The 17,110-nt window shown below is 68.3% G+C and carries 16 protein-coding genes; 10 read left to right on the top strand and 6 right to left on the bottom strand.

Translation table 11 applies throughout. The features are described from left to right. Positions 1 to 120 precede the first annotated feature (120 nt). Complete coding sequence (locus DEBA_RS13800) at positions 121 to 2,073, top strand: O-antigen ligase family protein (RefSeq protein WP_013259565.1); 1,953 nt, start codon at positions 121 to 123, stop codon at positions 2,071 to 2,073. Here DEBA_RS13800 and DEBA_RS13795 read toward each other — a convergent pair. The 4 genes from DEBA_RS13795 to DEBA_RS17325 form a co-directional block, all read right to left on the bottom strand. Then, positions 2,061 to 3,170, bottom strand: a complete 1,110-nt coding sequence (locus DEBA_RS13795; protein ID WP_013259564.1) for a glycosyltransferase — start codon at positions 3,168 to 3,170, stop codon at positions 2,061 to 2,063. The genes DEBA_RS13800 and DEBA_RS13795 overlap by 13 nt on opposite strands. Further along, positions 3,167 to 4,141, bottom strand: coding sequence for an NAD-dependent epimerase/dehydratase family protein (locus DEBA_RS13790; RefSeq protein ID WP_013259563.1), 975 nt, complete (start codon positions 4,139 to 4,141; stop codon positions 3,167 to 3,169). The genes DEBA_RS13795 and DEBA_RS13790 overlap by 4 nt, the downstream gene beginning before the upstream one ends. After that, on the bottom strand, positions 4,132 to 5,286 hold the full coding sequence (locus DEBA_RS13785) for a glycosyltransferase family 4 protein (protein ID WP_013259562.1): 1,155 nt from the start codon (positions 5,284 to 5,286) through the stop codon (positions 4,132 to 4,134). The genes DEBA_RS13790 and DEBA_RS13785 overlap by 10 nt, the downstream gene beginning before the upstream one ends. Positions 5,287 to 5,404: 118 nt before the next feature. Next, positions 5,405 to 6,184, bottom strand: a complete 780-nt coding sequence (locus DEBA_RS17325; RefSeq protein WP_013259561.1) for a methionyl-tRNA formyltransferase — start codon at positions 6,182 to 6,184, stop codon at positions 5,405 to 5,407. A 222-nt stretch (positions 6,185 to 6,406) separates the two neighbouring features. On the opposite strand from DEBA_RS17325, the gene DEBA_RS17320 reads away from it, so the two are divergent. Beyond that, on the top strand, positions 6,407 to 7,102 hold the full coding sequence (locus tag DEBA_RS17320; protein ID WP_013259560.1) for a MerR family transcriptional regulator: 696 nt from the start codon (positions 6,407 to 6,409) through the stop codon (positions 7,100 to 7,102). 21 nt (positions 7,103 to 7,123) lie between these two features. After that, positions 7,124 to 7,921: a flavodoxin family protein gene (locus DEBA_RS17315; RefSeq protein ID WP_013259559.1), complete on the top strand. Its 798-nt coding sequence runs from the start codon at positions 7,124 to 7,126 to the stop codon at positions 7,919 to 7,921. Between the two features lie 79 nt (positions 7,922 to 8,000). Here DEBA_RS17315 and DEBA_RS13765 read toward each other — a convergent pair whose 3' ends face one another. Both DEBA_RS13765 and pspF read right to left on the bottom strand, forming a co-directional pair. Beyond that, a complete protein-coding gene (locus DEBA_RS13765; protein ID WP_013259558.1) occupies positions 8,001 to 8,822 on the bottom strand; it encodes a type 2 periplasmic-binding domain-containing protein in 822 nt (273 codons plus the stop codon). A gap of 78 nt (positions 8,823 to 8,900) precedes the next feature. Continuing rightward, entirely contained in the window at positions 8,901 to 9,908 is a 1,008-nt protein-coding gene (gene pspF / locus DEBA_RS13760; protein ID WP_013259557.1) for a phage shock protein operon transcriptional activator, read from the bottom strand. A gap of 184 nt (positions 9,909 to 10,092) precedes the next feature. On the opposite strand from pspF, the gene DEBA_RS13755 reads away from it, so the two are divergent. The 7 genes from DEBA_RS13755 (at position 10,093) to DEBA_RS13725 (ending at position 17,072) form a co-directional block, all read left to right on the top strand. Then, the gene (locus tag DEBA_RS13755; protein WP_013259556.1) at positions 10,093 to 10,761 is read left to right on the top strand and encodes a PspA/IM30 family protein; all 669 of its coding nucleotides are present in this window, start codon (positions 10,093 to 10,095) and stop codon (positions 10,759 to 10,761) included. Between the two features lie 55 nt (positions 10,762 to 10,816). After that, the gene (locus DEBA_RS13750) at positions 10,817 to 11,059 is read left to right on the top strand and encodes a hypothetical protein (RefSeq protein WP_148227873.1); all 243 of its coding nucleotides are present in this window, start codon (positions 10,817 to 10,819) and stop codon (positions 11,057 to 11,059) included. Beyond that, a complete protein-coding gene (gene pspC / locus DEBA_RS13745; RefSeq protein WP_013259554.1) occupies positions 11,059 to 11,448 on the top strand; it encodes an envelope stress response membrane protein PspC in 390 nt (129 codons plus the stop codon). Before DEBA_RS13750 ends, pspC begins: the two co-directional genes overlap by 1 nt. Before the next feature lie 25 nt (positions 11,449 to 11,473). Further along, positions 11,474 to 12,487: an apurinic/apyrimidinic endonuclease family protein gene (locus DEBA_RS13740; RefSeq protein WP_013259553.1), complete on the top strand. Its 1,014-nt coding sequence runs from the start codon at positions 11,474 to 11,476 to the stop codon at positions 12,485 to 12,487. A 33-nt stretch (positions 12,488 to 12,520) separates the two neighbouring features. Next, positions 12,521 to 14,335 carry an adenosylcobalamin-dependent ribonucleoside-diphosphate reductase gene (locus DEBA_RS13735; RefSeq protein WP_013259552.1) on the top strand — a complete coding sequence of 605 codons (1,815 nt, stop codon included), beginning with the start codon at positions 12,521 to 12,523 and terminating at the stop codon, positions 14,333 to 14,335. 29 nt (positions 14,336 to 14,364) lie between these two features. Continuing rightward, complete coding sequence (locus tag DEBA_RS13730) at positions 14,365 to 14,574, top strand: Rho termination factor N-terminal domain-containing protein (protein ID WP_013259551.1); 210 nt, start codon at positions 14,365 to 14,367, stop codon at positions 14,572 to 14,574. A gap of 368 nt (positions 14,575 to 14,942) precedes the next feature. Next, a complete protein-coding gene (locus DEBA_RS13725; protein WP_013259549.1) occupies positions 14,943 to 17,072 on the top strand; it encodes an acetate--CoA ligase family protein in 2,130 nt (709 codons plus the stop codon). The last annotated feature ends 38 nt before the right edge of the window (positions 17,073 to 17,110 follow it).

The raw sequence follows: 17,110 nt of genomic DNA, 5'->3' as shown, positions 1-17,110 counted from the left end.
CGACGCGGCCGATGATCGACCATCGACCGAGGATGGCTGGCGGCCATGTTTGCCTGTTTGGAATTATGATGACCCCGGCGCGCGGGTGGCGCGCCTGGCGAAAAACGCATCGGCGGCGGGATGAATTTGGCCCAAACCATCACTGATCTTTGGCGGCGCGCGCGCCGGGCCTGGGCAGGCCTGATCCTGGGGCCGTGGAGCGCCCTGGTCCTGGTCTGCCTGTTGGCGGCGGCGGCTTGGCTGGGCGCGCCGGCCAAGGCCGTGGCCCTGGCCGCCCTGGCCGGCCTGGCCCTGTGGAGCCATCGCTCGGGCCTGGGCGGGCTGTGCCTGCTATTGTTCCTGGCCCCGTTTTTTTTGGGCGAAGCCTATCGGCCGTGGCATTTTCTGTTTGGCCTGCTGGCCGTGACTTGGCTGGTTTGCGCCAGCCTGGGCTTGCGTCGACGCGGGGCCTGGCCGGATTTTTCCCTGGTCTGGCCGCTGATTTTGCTGCTGATTTCGGCGATGGTCAGCCTGCCGCTGATGGCCCGCGAGATGTTCTGGGCAGTCTGGGCCCAGCCGCTGGAGATCACCCTGCGCCAGTTGGCCGCGCCGTCCCACGTCTATCCGCTGTTCGGCCCGAGCCATCTGCTGGATCTGGGCCTGATCGTGGCGGCCCTGCCGGTGATGACGGCCGTCCTCGATCAGGCCGATCAGGCCCAGCGCCGCCAGGCCCGTGACGCCGGCGCGGCTTTTGTCTTGCTCTATTGCCTGGGGGCGCTCCTGCTCTACGCGCTTCAGCCCGGCGGCAGCTATCTGGGGGCCTCGCTGGCCGGCCAGATGCAGGGAGCCATCGCCGGCTTCACCTACAACCGGGCCTATTTCGGCACCTGGTTGGTCTGGTGCCTGCCGCTTCTGGCCTGGATTTTTTGGCCCAAGGAGCGCTGGGGCGGCGGGGCCTGGCTGGCGGCGGCGGCTCTGTTGGTCGCCCTTGGCTGCCTGGGCCTCAATGGCCAGCGCTCCAACCTGCTGGCCGTCATGGGCCTGACCCTGGCGGCGGTGGCGCTGCGGGCCGAACTCAAGTGGCCGGTCAAGGCGGCCATCGTGGCCGCGCCGCCGGCGGCGTTGCTGTGCATCGACGTGTTTTTCCTGCACGGTTTTTTGTGGGAGAAGATCGTCGATTTTTCGCCCGGCCAAAGCCCCTATGCTCACATCTGGCGTTTCGCCGTGGGGCTGTGGCGCATCGAGCCGATTTTGGGCGTGGGGGTGGGCTCCCACGCCTGGTGGTACGACTGGCCCGAGGCGGTGGTCGGCGGTCCGGCCCCGCATACCCTGGGCAACGCCCACAGCCAATATCTGCAAGTGTTGGGCGAGCAGGGCCTGCTGGGCCTGGCCTGCCTGTTTACGGCGCTGGCCTATTATTGGGCCTGCGCCTGGCGCGGCTGGCGGGCCGGCGGCGGGGCGTTGGCCCGTACGGCGCTGCTGGGGCTTACGGTCACCACCATCGTGGCCGCCACCCAGACGTTCGCGCACCTGCGGGCCTTTGGCCTGTTGTGGTGCTTCTATCTGGCCCTGGCCCTGGCCGCGCGGCCGTCGGCCGAGCGCTGGCGGTTGGGCCGCCGGGCTTGGCTGATCGTGCTGCTGACGGCGGCGTTGCTGCTGGGCGGGCGGGCGGTTTACGTTTTCAGTCGGCCGCCCATGGCCGATTTTCGGGCGGGCTTTTACGCGCCGGAGCGCTTTGACGGCGGCCGCGTGGGCAGTTGGATGGGCCGGCGGGCGGTGTGGTTCGCCCCGCCGGAACTGCGCGGGCGATGGTTGCGCCTGGAGGTGGCCGCGCTGTTGCCGGGGCTGGACCGGCGGCCGCAAGGGCTGGAGGTCCGCGTGGCTGGCGACAAGCGCGCGTTTGTCCCCTTGCCCGACCCCGCGTGGCGCTCGCTGACGCTGGAGCTGCCGCCGGGCCATGAACCGCTGCGGGTGGAGTTTCGCACGGACCATGCCGCCTGCCCGGCTCGCGACGGCTGGTCGGGCGATACGCGCTGGCTGGGGGTGATCGTGGCCTGGCCGCCGCCCCCTCCTCCTCCGGCCTATCGACCCTGAGCCGCCGCCTGGGCGTAGAGCGCGGCATGGGCCGCGGCCACGGCCTCCACGCCGTGGCGGGCCAAGACCCAATCGCGCGAGATGGCCGACCGTCCCGGCGCGGCGCGGGCCAGCATTTCAGCCATGGCCCGGGCCAGGGCCGCCGCGTCGCCCGGCGGGCAAAGGCGGCCTTCCGGCGGCACGGCTCCACGCAGGCCGGGCACGTCGCTGGCCGCCACCGCCGCGCCGGCGGCCAGGGCCTCCAGCAGGGTCATCGGCGCGCCCTCGGCGATGGGCGAGGTGATGGCCAATAAATCCAAGCAGTTGTAAAAATCGTTCATGGCCGCCCACTGGCCCAGGGCGCACAGGCGCCCGCCCAGGCCAAAGGGCGTGGCCAACTCGCGCCACTGGGGGTTGTCGTCCTGGCAGCCACGGCCGCAGACCAGCACGGCCAGCTTGGGCTGGCGGCGGGCCAGCACGGCCGCCGCCTCCAGAAAAACCGCATGGCCCTTGTCGGCCGCCAAGCGGGCGGCCAGGCCGATGACCGGCTGATCGTCCGTCAGGCCCAGGCTGGCGCGCAGGCGGGCCCTGGCGGCTGGATCGATGAAAAACTCGCGGCCGTCCACGGCGTTTGGCAGCACCAGGCCCTTGGCCACGGCGTAGCCCTGGCGCTGATGGTTTTGTCGGACATGTTCGGCGCAATAAACGATGCGCCAGGGAATCAGACCCGACATGGCCGCGCACAGGCCACTGACGGCCATGGTCGAGCCCTTCAACTGGCTGGCCAGGCCACTGTTGTGCAGGCCCCAGACGACCTTGGCCCCGCCGAGCCGCGCCGCCGCGCACAAGGCGTTGGCGTGATACATCCAGCCGTGAACCAGCGCCGGCCGTAGGCGGGCCGCCAGCCGGGCCAGGGCCAGGGGCGCTCCGGCCAGGCCCAGCCGGCCGCCGGCCAGCCGATGGAGCTTCACGTGGGGGCCGATGTCATAAAAAGGCGCGCCGTCGATGAACGTGGCGATGTGGTGTTCCTGGCCCGGCGCGGGGTGATTGACCAAAAGCGCCAGCATTTTTTCCGCGCCGCCCTGGCCCAGCGATGGGATGACGTGCAGAATCTTCACGGCCGGCCCAGGCGTTCGGGCGCGCCGGCGTACCAGCGGGCCGTGCGCCGCAGGCCCTCGTCCAGGTCGCACGGCGGCCGCCAGCCCAGCTCATGGCGCAGGCGTCGGTCGTCGACGCACAGGCCCTCGGTCAGTCGCCGGAGTTGTTCGGCCTTGCCCACGACGCGGGCGGCCAGGCCAAGGGCCGGCAGGGGCACGGGCCACAACCGGGCCGGCCGGCCCATGGCCAGGCCCAGGCGGGTCAGCAACTCGGCCACGCCCACATCCTGGCCGTCGCGCAGCAGATAGGCCCCCTCGGCGGCGGGATGCTCCAGGGCCAGGATGATCGCCGAAGTCAGGTTTTCCACGTAGAGCAGGCTGCGCGGGGCGCGGGCCAGGGCCAGGGGCAGGGGCCAACGGCCGTGCACGGCCCTCAGCAGCAGGCGAAAGTTGGCCCCCACGCCGGGGCCATGGACCAGCGGCGGCCGCAGGCTCACCAACCGGAACCCGCCCTGGGCGGCGATGGCGGTCAGGGCCTGTTCGGCCAGATGCTTGCTCCGGGCGTAGGGGCCCTGGGGCCGGGGCGTCTGGCTTTCGACAAAGGGCCGACCAGGCGGCGTGCTCTCGCCGTGGACCTTGACGGTGCTGAGGAAAACCAGGCGCGCCACCCGACCGGCGGCGGCCAGGGCCAAGGCCTCGGTGGCCTTCAGGTTGACGCGCATGTGCTCGGCGGCCCCGGCGGCGTGGCGGCCCATCTGGTGGACCACCGCCGCCAAATGGACGATGGCTTCCACCCCGGCCAGGGCCTTGGGCCAATCGATGGCCTGGCCAAGGTCGCCGATCACCGCCGGTCCCGCGCCCATGGCCGCCAGGCGGGCCGCCTGTTCGGGCCGACGCACCAGGGGCCGCACGTCGTGGCCGGCCGCCAACAGCGCCTGGCACAGGGCCACGCCCACGAAGCCGGCCGCGCCGCTGACCAGCACTAGGGCCATGGCAGCATGCTCTGATAGATCTCCATGGTCTGGCGGGCGATAAGCTCCTGGCCGAACTCGGCCTCGGCGACCTGGCGGGCCCGTTGGCCCATGCGCAGGCGCATCTGGCGGTCCTGGGCCAGGCTGGCGATGGCCTTGGCCAGGGCCTTGGCGTCGCGGGGCGGGGCCAGCAGGCCGGTCTCGCCGTGGCGGACGACATCGCGGCAACCGGGCACGTCGGCGGCGACCATGGGCCGGCCGCAGGCGGCGGCCTCCAACAGGGCCTTGGGCAGGCCTTCGCGGTAGGATGGCAAACAGGCGATGTGCGCCTTGGCGATCGCCGCGGGCATGTCGGCCTGCCAGCCCAGCCAGTTGACCGCGCCTTCCTTGTGCCAGCGCTCGACTTGGCTGCGGGGAAAAGACGCCGGATTGGCCAGATCGACATCGCCGGCCAACAGGAATTCGATATCCAGGCCCTGGCCGCGCAACATGCGCGAGGCCGCGACGTATTCGGCCACGCCCTTGTCCTTGAGCAGCCGCGAGGCCAGAAGCACCGCCACCCGGCCCTCGGGCTCGGGGCTGGGACGAAAGGCTTGCAGGTCGACGCCCGAGCCGCGAATGATGCGAATGTTTTCGCGCCGCACGCCCATGGAGTCGCGCACCAACTGGATGTCGTCGGTATTTTGCAGGATCAGGCGGTAGTTTTTGCCCGAGAGCAGATAGCGCATGGCCAGCTTGATCGGCGGCCGCAGCAGGCGGGCCTCCAGGCTGTGCGAAACAAAGATGTAGCCCAGCCCGGCCAGGGCGTTGACCACCGCCGGCACGCCGGTGAGCTTGGCGGCCAACGAGCCGTAGATCACCGGTTTGACCGCCACGTGGTGGGCGATGTCCGGGGCTTCCTGGCGGTAGATTTCGATCAGCCGGCGGATGATGGACAATTCGTGGCGGGGGTTTTCGCCGGCGCGGAAAAAGTCCAGCGGGATGACCCGCACGCCCTTGTCGGCCAGAATCTGGCCCGAACGATCGGGCCGGGTGATCAGCGCCACCTCGAAGCCAAGCTCCATGGCGGCCAGGGCCAGCGGCAGGCGATGCGAGAGGAAATACCAGCCTTCCGAGACGAAAAACAGCAGTTTGGGCCGCTTGCCGGCCGTGTTCAGCACCGTCATGACTGGCGTCTCCGACGGCCATGACGGCCGGGCGATGGCGCTGGGCATGTTTTCTGGCTGGGCGTGGCCGCGCAACTGCTCATAACTCACGCAGTCTGGTTGGTCTGTTTTTATTGGGTCAATCGGCGGGCTCGGTGGTCTCGCCGGGTTGATGGCTCAGTTGCAGGCTGACGTAGACTCTGCGCCCGTTTTCCACGAAATAGGCCCCGGCGTGGGGCGGGAAGGTGCGGGCGCGCAGGATGTCGATCAGCTCGCGCGCGTTGTATGATTTGTCCAGGTCGATGTGGTCTATTTTTTTCACATCGCGGGCGCGGTGGCAAGAGCCTTGGCTTTTGTCCTGGGGCAGGCGAGGGGCCTGGCCGGCGGCGATGAGCGGCCAGGTCTCGGCCAAAAGGGCCAGGGCCGCCAACTCCAGTTTGTGGTAGAGGCTCTTGCCTGTGTCGATGGGCTCGACGTCCACCTGGCGGCGGGCGATGATGTCGCCGGTGTCCAGGCCGCGGTCGATGTAGTGGATGGTCACGCCGGCCGGGGTGCGCTCGACGATGGACCAGACGTTGGCGTAGACGCCCCGGTTGTGCGGCAGATAGGCCGGATGGATGTTGACGCTCTCGCGGGGGAACAGGCCCAAAAAGGCCGGACGCAGCACGTAGGCGAAAAGCACCGACAAGGCCATGTCGGCCTTTAGCGCGGCGATGCGTTTCAGCACCGCCGGGTCTTCGAGGGTGTCGGCCAGAAAAACGCGCTCGGGCGCCAAGTCGGCGGCGGCGATGATCTCCTCGCCGTAGCCGCGCCGTTCGGGCGGGTGAATCACCAGCCCGGCCAACTCCACGCCCCATGATTTGAGCAGCAGCAGGCTCTGCCAACCCAGCCAGTTGTTGGCCATGTAGAGGATGCGCACCGGTTCGCCTCGTCGCCTATCAGGATGAACGGCTTGCCGCGCGCCGCGTCAAGCCGCTTTGGTCGTTTGTCCGATGGGAGCAAGTATACATTGTTCGCGCGCCGATGGTAGAACGATTATGGGCCGCGCGCGGCCGGCGAAAAGCGCAAAGTGTAAAGTTGACGCTTGACAATTTTGCGTTTGGTCGACTAACCTGAACCCGTACCCCAAGGCGGCGAGACCATGCCAGAGAAAACCGCAAAACCCGGCCTGGCCATGCGCCAACTGGTGCTGGCCAGCGGCGCGCCCAAGTCGACGATCCTGCATTACGTGGACAAGGGCCTGCTGCCCCGGCCCGTCAAGACCAGCCCCAACGTGGCCTATTACGACCCGCAATGCGTGGAGCGTCTGCGCCTGATCAAATCGTTGCAGATGGAGCACGGTCTGAGCCTGGAGCACATCGGCAAGATTCTGGCCGCCTGGGACCGGGGCCAGGACATCACGCCGCTGGTGGAGCTCAACAAGACCGTCTTCGGCCCGCTGGACGAGGAAGTGGTCGGGCTCAAGGAGTTTTGCCGGCGCACCGGCCTGAGCGCCGAGCGGGTAGCGGCCCTGCGGGAGGCCGGGCTGCTGTTGCCCCTGCGCGAGGGCCGCTTTGATGGCCGCGACCTGATGCTGGGCGCGGCCATCGCCCGCGCCCTGGGCCAGGGCCTGGAGATCGCCGACCTGACGTTTTACGCCGAGTTGGGCCGCCAGATCGTCAACCACGAGGTGCGCTTGCGGCAAAAGCTCACCCACGATCTGCCCTTTGACCAGGACGTGGAGCTCACAAAAGAAATGGTTTTGCAGGCCCGGCTGTTGCGGGGCTATGTCATCGACCGCCACTTCCAGTTGCGCATCGCCCGGGCGCGGGGGCTCAAGCATCTGGAAGTGGAATGAACGCAAGCGGAGAGGACGATCATGGCGCGAAAAAAAGTGGTGGCCATCAATGGTTCGCCCCACGTGGGCATCGGCAACACCGATCAGATGATCCAGATGCTGGCCGCCGGCCTGGAGGCCAGGGGCGTCGATCTGGAGCAGATCCATCTGGCCGGCAAGAACATCGGTTATTGCATCGGCTGCGCCCTGTGCCTGGACAAGGGCAAGTGCTGGCAAAACGACGACTACAACCCGATCATCGAAAAGATCCTGGCCGCCGACGGCGTGATCCTGGCCAGCCCGGTGTACGTGATGCAGGTCACCGGCCAGATGAAGACCTTCCTCGACCGTTCGCTGCCCTATGGCCACAAGCCCCGCGATTCCTGGAAGCCGGGGCTTACGCTGAGCGTCTCGGCGGGCATGGCCGAGACCGAGGTGGCCGACTATCTCTCGCGCTGTCTGCGCATCTTCGGGGCCTTTCCGGTGGGGGCCTTCACGGCCATCGCCGTGACGCCGGGGGCGTTCATGGGCAAGGACGCCGTGACCCAGCGGGCCGACGACCTGGCCCGCGACCTGGCCCAGGCCATCGAACGGGGACAGCGCTATCCGGCCACCGACCGCGACCTGTTTTTCTGGCAGTTCATGGGCCGGCTGGTGCGCGAAAGCCGCGAGGTGATGAACGACGACTTCGAACATTGGAACAAGCTGGGCCTTTACGAGGGCTTCGAATCTTACGTCAAGCAGAGCGCGGCCCCACCGCTGGCCGACGCCAAGACGCGCCGCCAGTGGATGTCGGCCGTGATCGCCGAGCATAAACGCGCAACCGTCAAGGGAGGTTAGATAGAAAAAGCAAGCTACATCGTGGGGATGGCCCGGGAGCACCAACGCGCCCGGGCCGTTTTTTTGGGGGGGCGCGCGGCTAGCGGGCCGGCAGCGCTTCGAGCGCCGCATGGGCCGGCGCGGCCAGACCGCTGAAAAGGGCCGCCGGCTCCAAGCCGGGGCAGGCCTTGGCCAGGCGCGGGCCAGCGGCGGCGAGGGCCTTGGCCAGGCGTTCGACCAGCGTTGCTGGCGCGTCGGCCCTGGTCACCAGGGTGGCCCGCACGGCCCAGGCCCGGCCGGCCGGGGCGCGGCAAAAAGCCGGCGGGATGGTCATGCGGGCCAGGCAGGGCTCATAGCCCACGACCCTGGCCATCTGGCCGGGCTCCAGCACCACGAAACGGGCCAGCAGGCGGCCGTCGGCGGCGCGCTCGATGAGGGCGGCCGGCCGGGGCGGCGGTGGTTCGTTGGGCCCCGCGCCGGCCGAAATGGCCGGAAAGGCCACGGCCCGCCGCAGGCGCAGGCCTTTGTCGTCGGGGCCCAGCAGATCGGCCTGGGCGCGGTCGATGAAATATTCCTGGGCGGCCAGGCCGCAGACGGCCCGCAGGCCGGTTTGGGGCTCGCCGCGCCAATAGCCCTGGCCGGCCACGGCCTGACACAGCTTGTCCGAGCCGACCACGGCGAAATCCAGGTTGCCCTCGGCCAGCATCTCGATGGCCGTTTCGTCGTTGAATCCTTCGGCCAGGCGCAGTGCCAGCCCGGCCCGGCTCGCGGCCTCCACCACGGCCCGACCCATGACGAACGACGCGCCGCCGGGCTCGCCCACGCCCACCTCCAAGGGGCGCGCGGCGGCGGCTTGGGCCGCGCAGGCGGTCAGGATGATCAAAGAGGCCATCAGCGAGACGATTTTGCTGGCGCGTGGCATGTCCATCCTCCCCGGAAACGACATGACCCGATGGTAAACAATCCAACCGGCCCAGCACAAGCCCGCCGTTGGCAAAAATCAAAGCAGATGCCTGTACTTGCGATACAGGCCGCGAAACTGGTTGTAGCCCAGGCCCAAAAGCTCGGCCGCGCGGCGCTGGTTGTGCCGGGCTTGGGCCAGGGCCTGGCCCAGCAAGGCCAGTTCCAGGCGGCGGACTTGTTCGGGCAGACTTGGGCCCAGGGCCGGGGCGGCTGGCGGCTCTGGCCGCGCCGACTGGGGCGATGGCGTCGGTGGCGCGGTGGCCAGGCCGGCGAAAGGGTCCAACTCCACGCGCTCGATCAGGCTTTGGTCGCTGCGATAAACTGCCCGTTCGACGACGTTTTTTAGCTGTCGCACGTTGCCGGGCCAAGGGTGGGCCTCCAGGGCGGCGGCGGCGGAGTCGCTGAACTGGGCGATCTCGTGGCGGCCCAGCTCGAAGGCCATGCGCGCGGCGAAGTGGTTGGCCAAAAGCATGACGTCGCCGCGCCGTTGACGTAGCGGGGGCAGAACCAGCGCCTCGAAGGACAGCCGGTCGAGCAGGTCGGCCTTGAAGCGGCCGGCGCGGACCAGCCCGGGCAGATCGGCGTTGGTGGCCCCGACGATGCGCACGTCCGCGGCGATGGGCTCGCTGCCGCCCACGCGCTCGAACAGGCCGTACTCCACCACGCGCAGCAGTTTTTCCTGGGCCTCCAGGGGCATGGCCCCGATTTCGTCGAGAAAGAGCGTGCCGCCGTCGGCGGCCTCGAAGCGGCCGGCCCGGCGGCGGGTGGCGCCGGTGAAGGCCCCGGCCTCGTGGCCGAACAACTCGGCCTCGATGAGCGTGGGGGCCATGGCCGCGCAGTTGAGGGTGATCATGGGCCCCTGCCAGCGACCGGAGAGATAATGCAGGCGGGCGGCGGCCAGCTCCTTGCCCGTGCCGCGCTCGCCCAAAAGCAGCACGGGCCGCTCCACCGGCGCGACGCGGGAGAGGGCCTCCTGGAAGGCGACAAAGGCCTCGGACTGGCCGATGGCCTCGGGCACTTTGTCGTTTTGGCGGCGCGCGTTCATGGCTATATTTTACAAATAATGGCAAATTTTACCAACATTTATTAATAAACATCACGACGCCACGGGCCACCGCTGACCATCGCCACGGCTATCTCGGCGCAATCACGTCCAAATCGCGCCTCGTGCCTTTTTGGCCCGACTTTTGCCAATAACCACGGCAGCAACCCAAGCCAAGGAGAGACTCATGGGCGTCTTTAGCAGAGCCAGAGATATCGTCAGCGCCAACCTCAACGCCATGCTCGACCGGGCCGAAGACCCGGAAAAGCTGATAAAATTGATGATCCAGGAGATGGAGGACACCCTGGTGGAGATCAAGGCCTCGTGCGCCGGGGCCATGGCCGCCGAAAAGCGCGCCCGCCGCGCCTTTGAGATGTGCCGCGACAAGGCCGGCCTCTGGGCCCAGCGCGCCGAAATGGCCGTGGCCAAGGAGCGCGAGGATTTGGCCCGCGAGGCCCTGGCCGAAAAGCGCGATCTGCTCGACCAGGCCGTCGCCCTGGAGCGCGAGGCCGGCCAGACCGCCGAGTTGGTCGGCCAATACCAGGCCGAGATCCGCCAGTTGGAGGAGAAGCTTGCCTCCGCCCGCGAAAAGCGCCGCCTGCTCTTGCAGCGCCACCTGGCCGCCCAGGACAAGATCAGGGTGCGCAAGGAAATCCGTCGTTTCGAAACCGCCGACGCCATGCTACGCTTTGACAAGCTGGAGGGGCGCATCGAGCGCATGGAGGCCGACGCCGAGCTGGTCGACTACGGCCGCAAGCCCACCCTGGAACAGCAGTTTGAGCGCCTGGCCTACGACGAGGGCGTCGAGCGCGAGCTGGCCGAGCTCAAGGCCAAGGCCGCGGCGGAAAAGGAGTGACCCTTGTGGACGAAACGTCGCATAATCATGCGCCGGAGCAGGTGCTGGGGGAAGCATGCATATGATGTTCACGGCCGTGACTCTGGCCTTGGCCATTCCGCTGATGGCGGTGATCGGGTTTTTCGTGATCTGGGCCCTGAAGATTCGCGCCGGGCAGGCCGGCGCCGAGCACGAGCGGCGCGATTCCGAGGAGACGGCCCTGATCCAGGAGATCTATCAGGGTTTGGAGCGCATGGAAAAACGCATCGAGGCTTTGGAGACTTTGGTTTTCGATCAGGAGAGCAAAGGAAAAAGCTGATGCGCGCCTTTGAAAACATGCGATTTTCCGGGTTGTATCGTTCGCGTCAGGGCTTGATCTTCGGCGTGTGCAAGGGCCTGGCCAGGCACTACGATTTTTCGCTTTTCTGGGTGCGCTTCCTGACGGTGCTGGTCGCGCTGTTCACCGGCGTCTGGCCGGTGGCCCTGCTCTACGTGGCCGCGGCCCTGCTGATGAAGCCCGCGCCGGTGATCCCCCTGGAAAACGACGCCGAACAAGAGTTCTACAATTCCTATTCGGCCGGCCGCACGGCGGCCGTGGGCCGGCTCAAGCGCACCTTCGATGGCCTGGAGCGCCGTTTGCGCCGTCTGGAAGACAGCGTCACCGCCCGCGAATACGACTGGCAACGCCGCTTCAACGAGGGTGACTGAACGCCGCGATTGGGGGGACAATCATTTGAAACTGCTGCTTAACGCCACCACGTGGCGCAGCGACATGGATATCGTGGGCCAGGACTGGTCCGTCGGCCGCCGGCTGATGGACCAGTTCGGCTTTGACGGCTTCGAGATCTACCCCACGCCGGGCTACCCGCTGGAGACGATCCCGCCCGACCTGGCGCGGGGCCTGCACTTGCGCTTTTTCGTGATGCTGTGGGACTTGTGGCGCGGCGACCTGGAGGGCCTACGGGCCACTTTCGGCGACCTGGAGACGGCGCGGCTGTTTTACGGCGGGCTGGAGCGCCAGGCGGTGGTGGACTGCTACGCCGGCCAATTGGCCTGGGGCCGCCAGGTCGGGGCCGAGTACGCCGTGTTCCACGCCGCCCAGGCTGACTTGCGGGGCCTGATGGACTGGCGCTTTCCCTGGACGTGGCAAGAGACCATCGATATGTCGGCCGAGATCGTCAATCAAGCTTGCGCCGGGCGCGCGCCGGGCATGCCGATTCTGTTCGAGAACCTCTGGTGGCCGGGCGGCCTGCGTCTGTTGGAGCGGGCCGAGGTCGAGCGCCTGGCCGAGCGGCTGACCATCGACGACTGGGGCCTGGCGCTGGACACCGGCCACCTGCTAAACACCAATCCGGACTTGGCCGACGAGGCCCAGGGCGTGGACTACATCGTCAAGGTGGTGCGCGATCTGGGCCCCCTGGCTCGGCGCATCCGGGCGGTGCACCTGACGCGCAGCCTCTCGGGCCACTACGTGCGCCAGTGCCAGAGCGGCCAGGTCGCCCCGCCGCCGGCCGAGGGCGATTTCTGGGACCGCATGGCCGCCGCCCAGATCCACGTGGGCCGCATCGATCAGCACGAGGCCTTCGAGACCGCCGAGATCGGCCGCCTTTTTGAGCTGATCGAGCCCGATTGGGTCGTCTTCGAGTTCACCTACCACAGCCTGGACCATTGGCGCGGCAAGATCGCCCGGCAGTGCGCGGCCACGGCCGGCCTGTTTGACGGGCGGCCCCGCGTCGGCAAAAACTGACCACCCGCGCCGCCACGGCGCTATAATTCAGGCATGAACGGTGAAGTTTCGCCATTCGCGCCCGAGGCGGCCGAACTGCTGCGGCGGCGCTATCTGGCCGTGGGGCCCGACGGACGCCACGAGAGCCCCGAACGGATGCTCTGGCGGGTGGCCCGGGCCGTGGCCGCGGCCGAGGAGCGTTGGGACGGCGCGGCCTCGGCCGCGGCCATGGCCGGGCGTTTTTTCGAGCTGATGGCGGGGGGGCTGTTTTTGCCCAACTCGCCCACGCTGATCAACGCCGGCCGGCGGCTGGGCCAGTTGTCGGCCTGCTTCGTGCTGCCGGTGGAAGACTCGCTGGAGTCGATCTTCGAGGCGCTCAAGCAGGCGGCGTTGATCCACAAATCCGGCGGTGGCACGGGCTTTGACTTTTCGCGACTGCGGCCCAGGGGCGATGACGTGGCCTCGACCAGGGGCGTCAGCTCCGGGCCGCTGAGCTTCATGCACGTATTTGACGTGGCCACCGAGGCCGTGCGCCAGGGCGGGGTGCGGCGGGGGGCCAACATGGCCTCGCTGGCGGCCTGGCACCCCGATATCCTGGAGTTCGTGACGGCCAAACAGACGCCGGGCAGGCTGGAGAACTTCAACCTTTCGCTGTGGGCCGACGACGCCTTCATGGACGCGGCGGCCCAGGGCCGGGGTTGGGCGCTGCGCAACCCCCGCCACGGTCGGACCGTGGCCACCTTGGAGGCGGCCGAGCTGCTGGAGGTCGTGGCCCGAGCCGCCCACGCCTCGGGTGAGCCGGGGATGCTCTTTGGCGGGGCCATCAACCGGGCCAACCCCACGCCGGCCCTGGGGGCCATCGAGGCGGTCAACCCCTGCGGCGAACAACCCCTTCTGCCTTATGAATCGTGCGTGCTGGGCTCTTTGGCCCTGCCGCGCTTCGTGCGCGGCGGCGATATGGACTGGCCGGCCCTGGAAGAGGCCGCCGCCCTGGCCACGCGCTTTCTCGATGACGTTTTGGAGATAAACCGCCAGCCCCTGCCCCAGGTGGCGGAGGCCAGCCTGCGCACGCGCAAGATCGGCCTGGGTCTGCTGGGCCTGGCCGACGCCCTGATCATGCTGGGCCTGGCCTACGACAGCCAGCCCGCCCGCGATCTGGCCGGCCGAGTCATGGCCCGCGTCACGGCCGCCGCCAGGGAGCAGAGCGCCGCCCTGGCCCGGCGACGCGGCGATTTTCCAGCCTTTGCCAATAGCGCCCCGCGCGCCGCCGGCGCCAAAAACATGCGCAACGCCACCGTCAGCACCATCGCCCCCACCGGCGCGCTCTCGTTGCTGCTGGGCTGGTCATCGGGCATCGAGCCACTGTTTGCCCTGCATTATCACCGCCATATGCAAGACGGCCAGGTGCTGGAGCTGACCTGCCGGCCGTTCTTGCAGCGGCTGCGCGCCCTTGGCCTGGACAGTCCGGCCAACCTGGCCGCCCTGCGCGCCCAGGGCCGGGCCAGCGCCGTGCAGGGCCTGCCCGCCGCCGAAGCACGCTTGTTCGCCACCGCCCACCAGATCGCCCCCCATGATCATCTGGCCATGCAGGCGGCCTGCCAGCGACACGTGGACAACGGCGTCAGCAAGACGATTAACCTGCCGAGCGCGGCCACGGTCGGGCAGGTGCGCGAGATATTTCTGCAAGCCCACGCGCTGAACCTCAAGGGCGTGACGGTTTTTCGCCACGGCTGCCGAATGGAGCAGGTTTTGCGGTTGAGCCCGGCGGCCGAGGGCGCTAGAGTGGAAGCAAGTGGGGGTTGCGAAACGCCGCCGTCATGCGGCTTCAGCCCGGCCAGCCGCGCCTGCGGCGGCGGTTGCTGCGACTGATGGCCGGCGACACTTGAACGGAGACCAAAATGCCAACGGTTAAGAGCCTGCGCCTGATGGCCAAGACCCTGGGTATGGAAAACTTTGCCAAGCTGCGCAAAACAGAGCTGATCCGGGCCATCCAGGTGGCCGAAGGCAACGCGCCCTGTTTCGCCACCATCGGCGATTGCGGCCAAGGCGACTGCCTTTTCCGCGACGACTGCCAAGAGGCCATGATGCAGATGGCCGCCGCCGGCTAGGCCGGCCAAGGCCGCAAAAAAGCGCCGGCCGGCCCCGCGCCCGGCTGGTTATGGATTTTCATGCTCCGCGAGCACGCGCCGCCGCCTAGGCGGTTGGGCGTGCTTTTGATTTTCGTGGCCAGCGCGCGCCACCAGCGCTCGCGCGCCGAAGTTTATATCCACGACAAATTCCGTCGCAAAAACTTACCAAGATAATCAAAACGCGCCGCATTACACGCTTATCGATTGAAAAACAACGTTTACATTGAGTATCATTCGGAAAGGATCGGGTCGAGCCATGCCTGGCCAGGCCTCGACCACGGCGTCAACCACCCGCAGCCAACCGCGCCGCCACCCCGGCCGCGCGCCTTCCGAAAGGTGACGACCACATGCCAGCCAATCCCTTGGAAACCATCCTGGCCCCCAAGTCCATCGCCGTCTTGGGCGCCAGCAGCCATCCCACCAAGATGGGCACCATGCAGATGCTCAATATCGTGGCCAGCGGCTTTCCCGGCCAGGTGCTGCCCGTCCACCCCACCGAGAAGGAAATCTTCGGCCACAAGGTCTACCCGACCATTGCCGATCTGCCCTTTGCCCCGGACCTGGCCCTGCTGGTGGTGCCCACCAAGCTGGTGCCGCAAATGATCGACGATCTGGGCAAGCTGGGCACGCGCCACGCGGTGGTCGTCACCGCCGGCTTCAAGGAGACCGGCCCCGACGGCCAGGATCTGGAGTGGCAGGTTGTTGATATAGCCAACAAACACGGCCTGCGCTTCGTGGGGCCCAACTGCATGGGCGTGGTCAACGCCCACCTGCCGCTCAACACCGCCGTTTCGCCGCTGTGCGCCCCGCCGGGCGGGCTGTCGCTGGTCAGCCAGAGCGGGACATACGTCACCCAGACCAACTATTATCTGGGCCAGCGCGGCGTGCGCATCAGCAAAGGCGTCAGCGTGGGCAACGAGGCCAGCATCGATTTGGTCGATTGCCTGGAATATCTGGGCGACGACCCCCAGACCACGGCCATCGGGCTCTACATCGAGTGCATCCGCCGGCCCAAGGAGTTTCTGGCCGTGGCCAGCCGGATCAGCCGCGATAAGCCCATCGTGGCCCAATACGTGGGCGGCAACGAGTTTGGCGCGCGCAGCGGCTCCAGCCACACCGGGGCCCTGGCCGGGCCGGACTTCATCTACGACGGCCTGTTCGCCCAGGCCGGCGTCATCCGCGTGCCGACCATCGAGGATGTCTATCGCCTGGGCGACGCCCTGGCCCATCAGCCGGCCATGAAGGGCCGCCGCGTGGCGGTGCTGACCAACAGCGGCGGGCCGGGCTCGGGCATGGCCACCACCCTGCAAGCCGAAGGCATGGAAATGCCGTCGCTTTCGCCCGAGACCCAGGCCAAGCTGCGTCAGCACATGCCGCCCCACGCGCCGGTGGGCAACCCCGTGGACCTGACCTTCCACGTGGACATGAGCACGATGACCAAGACCTTGCCGCGCATTTTGTTCGAAGACCCGCAGATCGACGGCGTCTTGCTGCACGGCATCATGGACACCGGCTGGGCGGCCATGGCCCACCAGGTGTTCAGCAAGTTCATCGACATCTCGCGCCAGGAACTGGACCAGATGATGCTGGCCGACCTGAGCGAGCTGACGCCCATGCCCTGGGCCCACGGCAAGCCGCTGTTGACCTCGTCGTTTTTCGATCGCGCCGACCACGCCGTGGACAGCCTGCTGGCGGCCCAGATCCCGGTGTTCGATTCGCCCGAACGGGCGGCGCGGACCATGGCCCTGATGCACCGCGCCCACCAGATCGCCACGCGGCCCGCCGCCGAAGCGCCGCCCACGCCGCCGGTGGCCGCCCGGGCCAGCGAATTGCTGGCCGCGCCGACCCTCGACGAACACCAGGCTAAACAGGTGCTGGCGGCCTATGGCCTGCCGGTCTGCCGCGAGGAGTTCTGCGCCGACGTGGACCAGGCCGTGGCGGCGGCCCGGCGGCTGGGCTGGCCGGTGGCGGTCAAGGGCTGCCTGGCCAGCGTCCAGCACAAGACCGAGCTGGGCCTGGTGCATCTGAATCTGGCCGACGCCGACGCCGTGGCCCAGGCCTGCCGGAAAATTCGCCAGGCCGCGCCCGCCGCCGGCTTGCTGGTGGCCGAGATGCTGCCGACCGGCCGCGAGCTGATCGCCGGCGTGACGCGCTTCCCCAGTTTCCCGCCGCTGGTGCTCTGCGGCCTGGGCGGCGTCTTGGCCGAGGCCCTGCGCGACACGGCCCTGCGCCTGGCCCCCCTGGCGGCCGTTGACGGCCTGGCCATGCTGGAGAGCCTGCGTGGCCGGGCCATTTTGGGTGATTTCCGGGGCATGGGCGCGGTGGACCTGGCGGCGGTGGCCGATCTGCTGGTCCGGCTGGGCCAGGTGGCCCTCAACCACCCCGAGATCGCCGAGATGGACTTGAACCCGATCTTGTTCGTTGACGGCCAGCCCAGGATCGTCGACGCCCTGATCGTCAAGGCCGGCCGGAACTAGGCCGGCCAGGCTCGACGTTCACGCCCGGCGGGAGCGCG

The sequence above is a fragment of the Desulfarculus baarsii DSM 2075 genome, from assembly GCF_000143965.1.
In the GTDB taxonomy this organism is placed as follows: domain Bacteria; phylum Desulfobacterota; class Desulfarculia; order Desulfarculales; family Desulfarculaceae; genus Desulfarculus; species Desulfarculus baarsii.
This window is presented reverse-complemented; position numbering and strand designations above follow the sequence as displayed.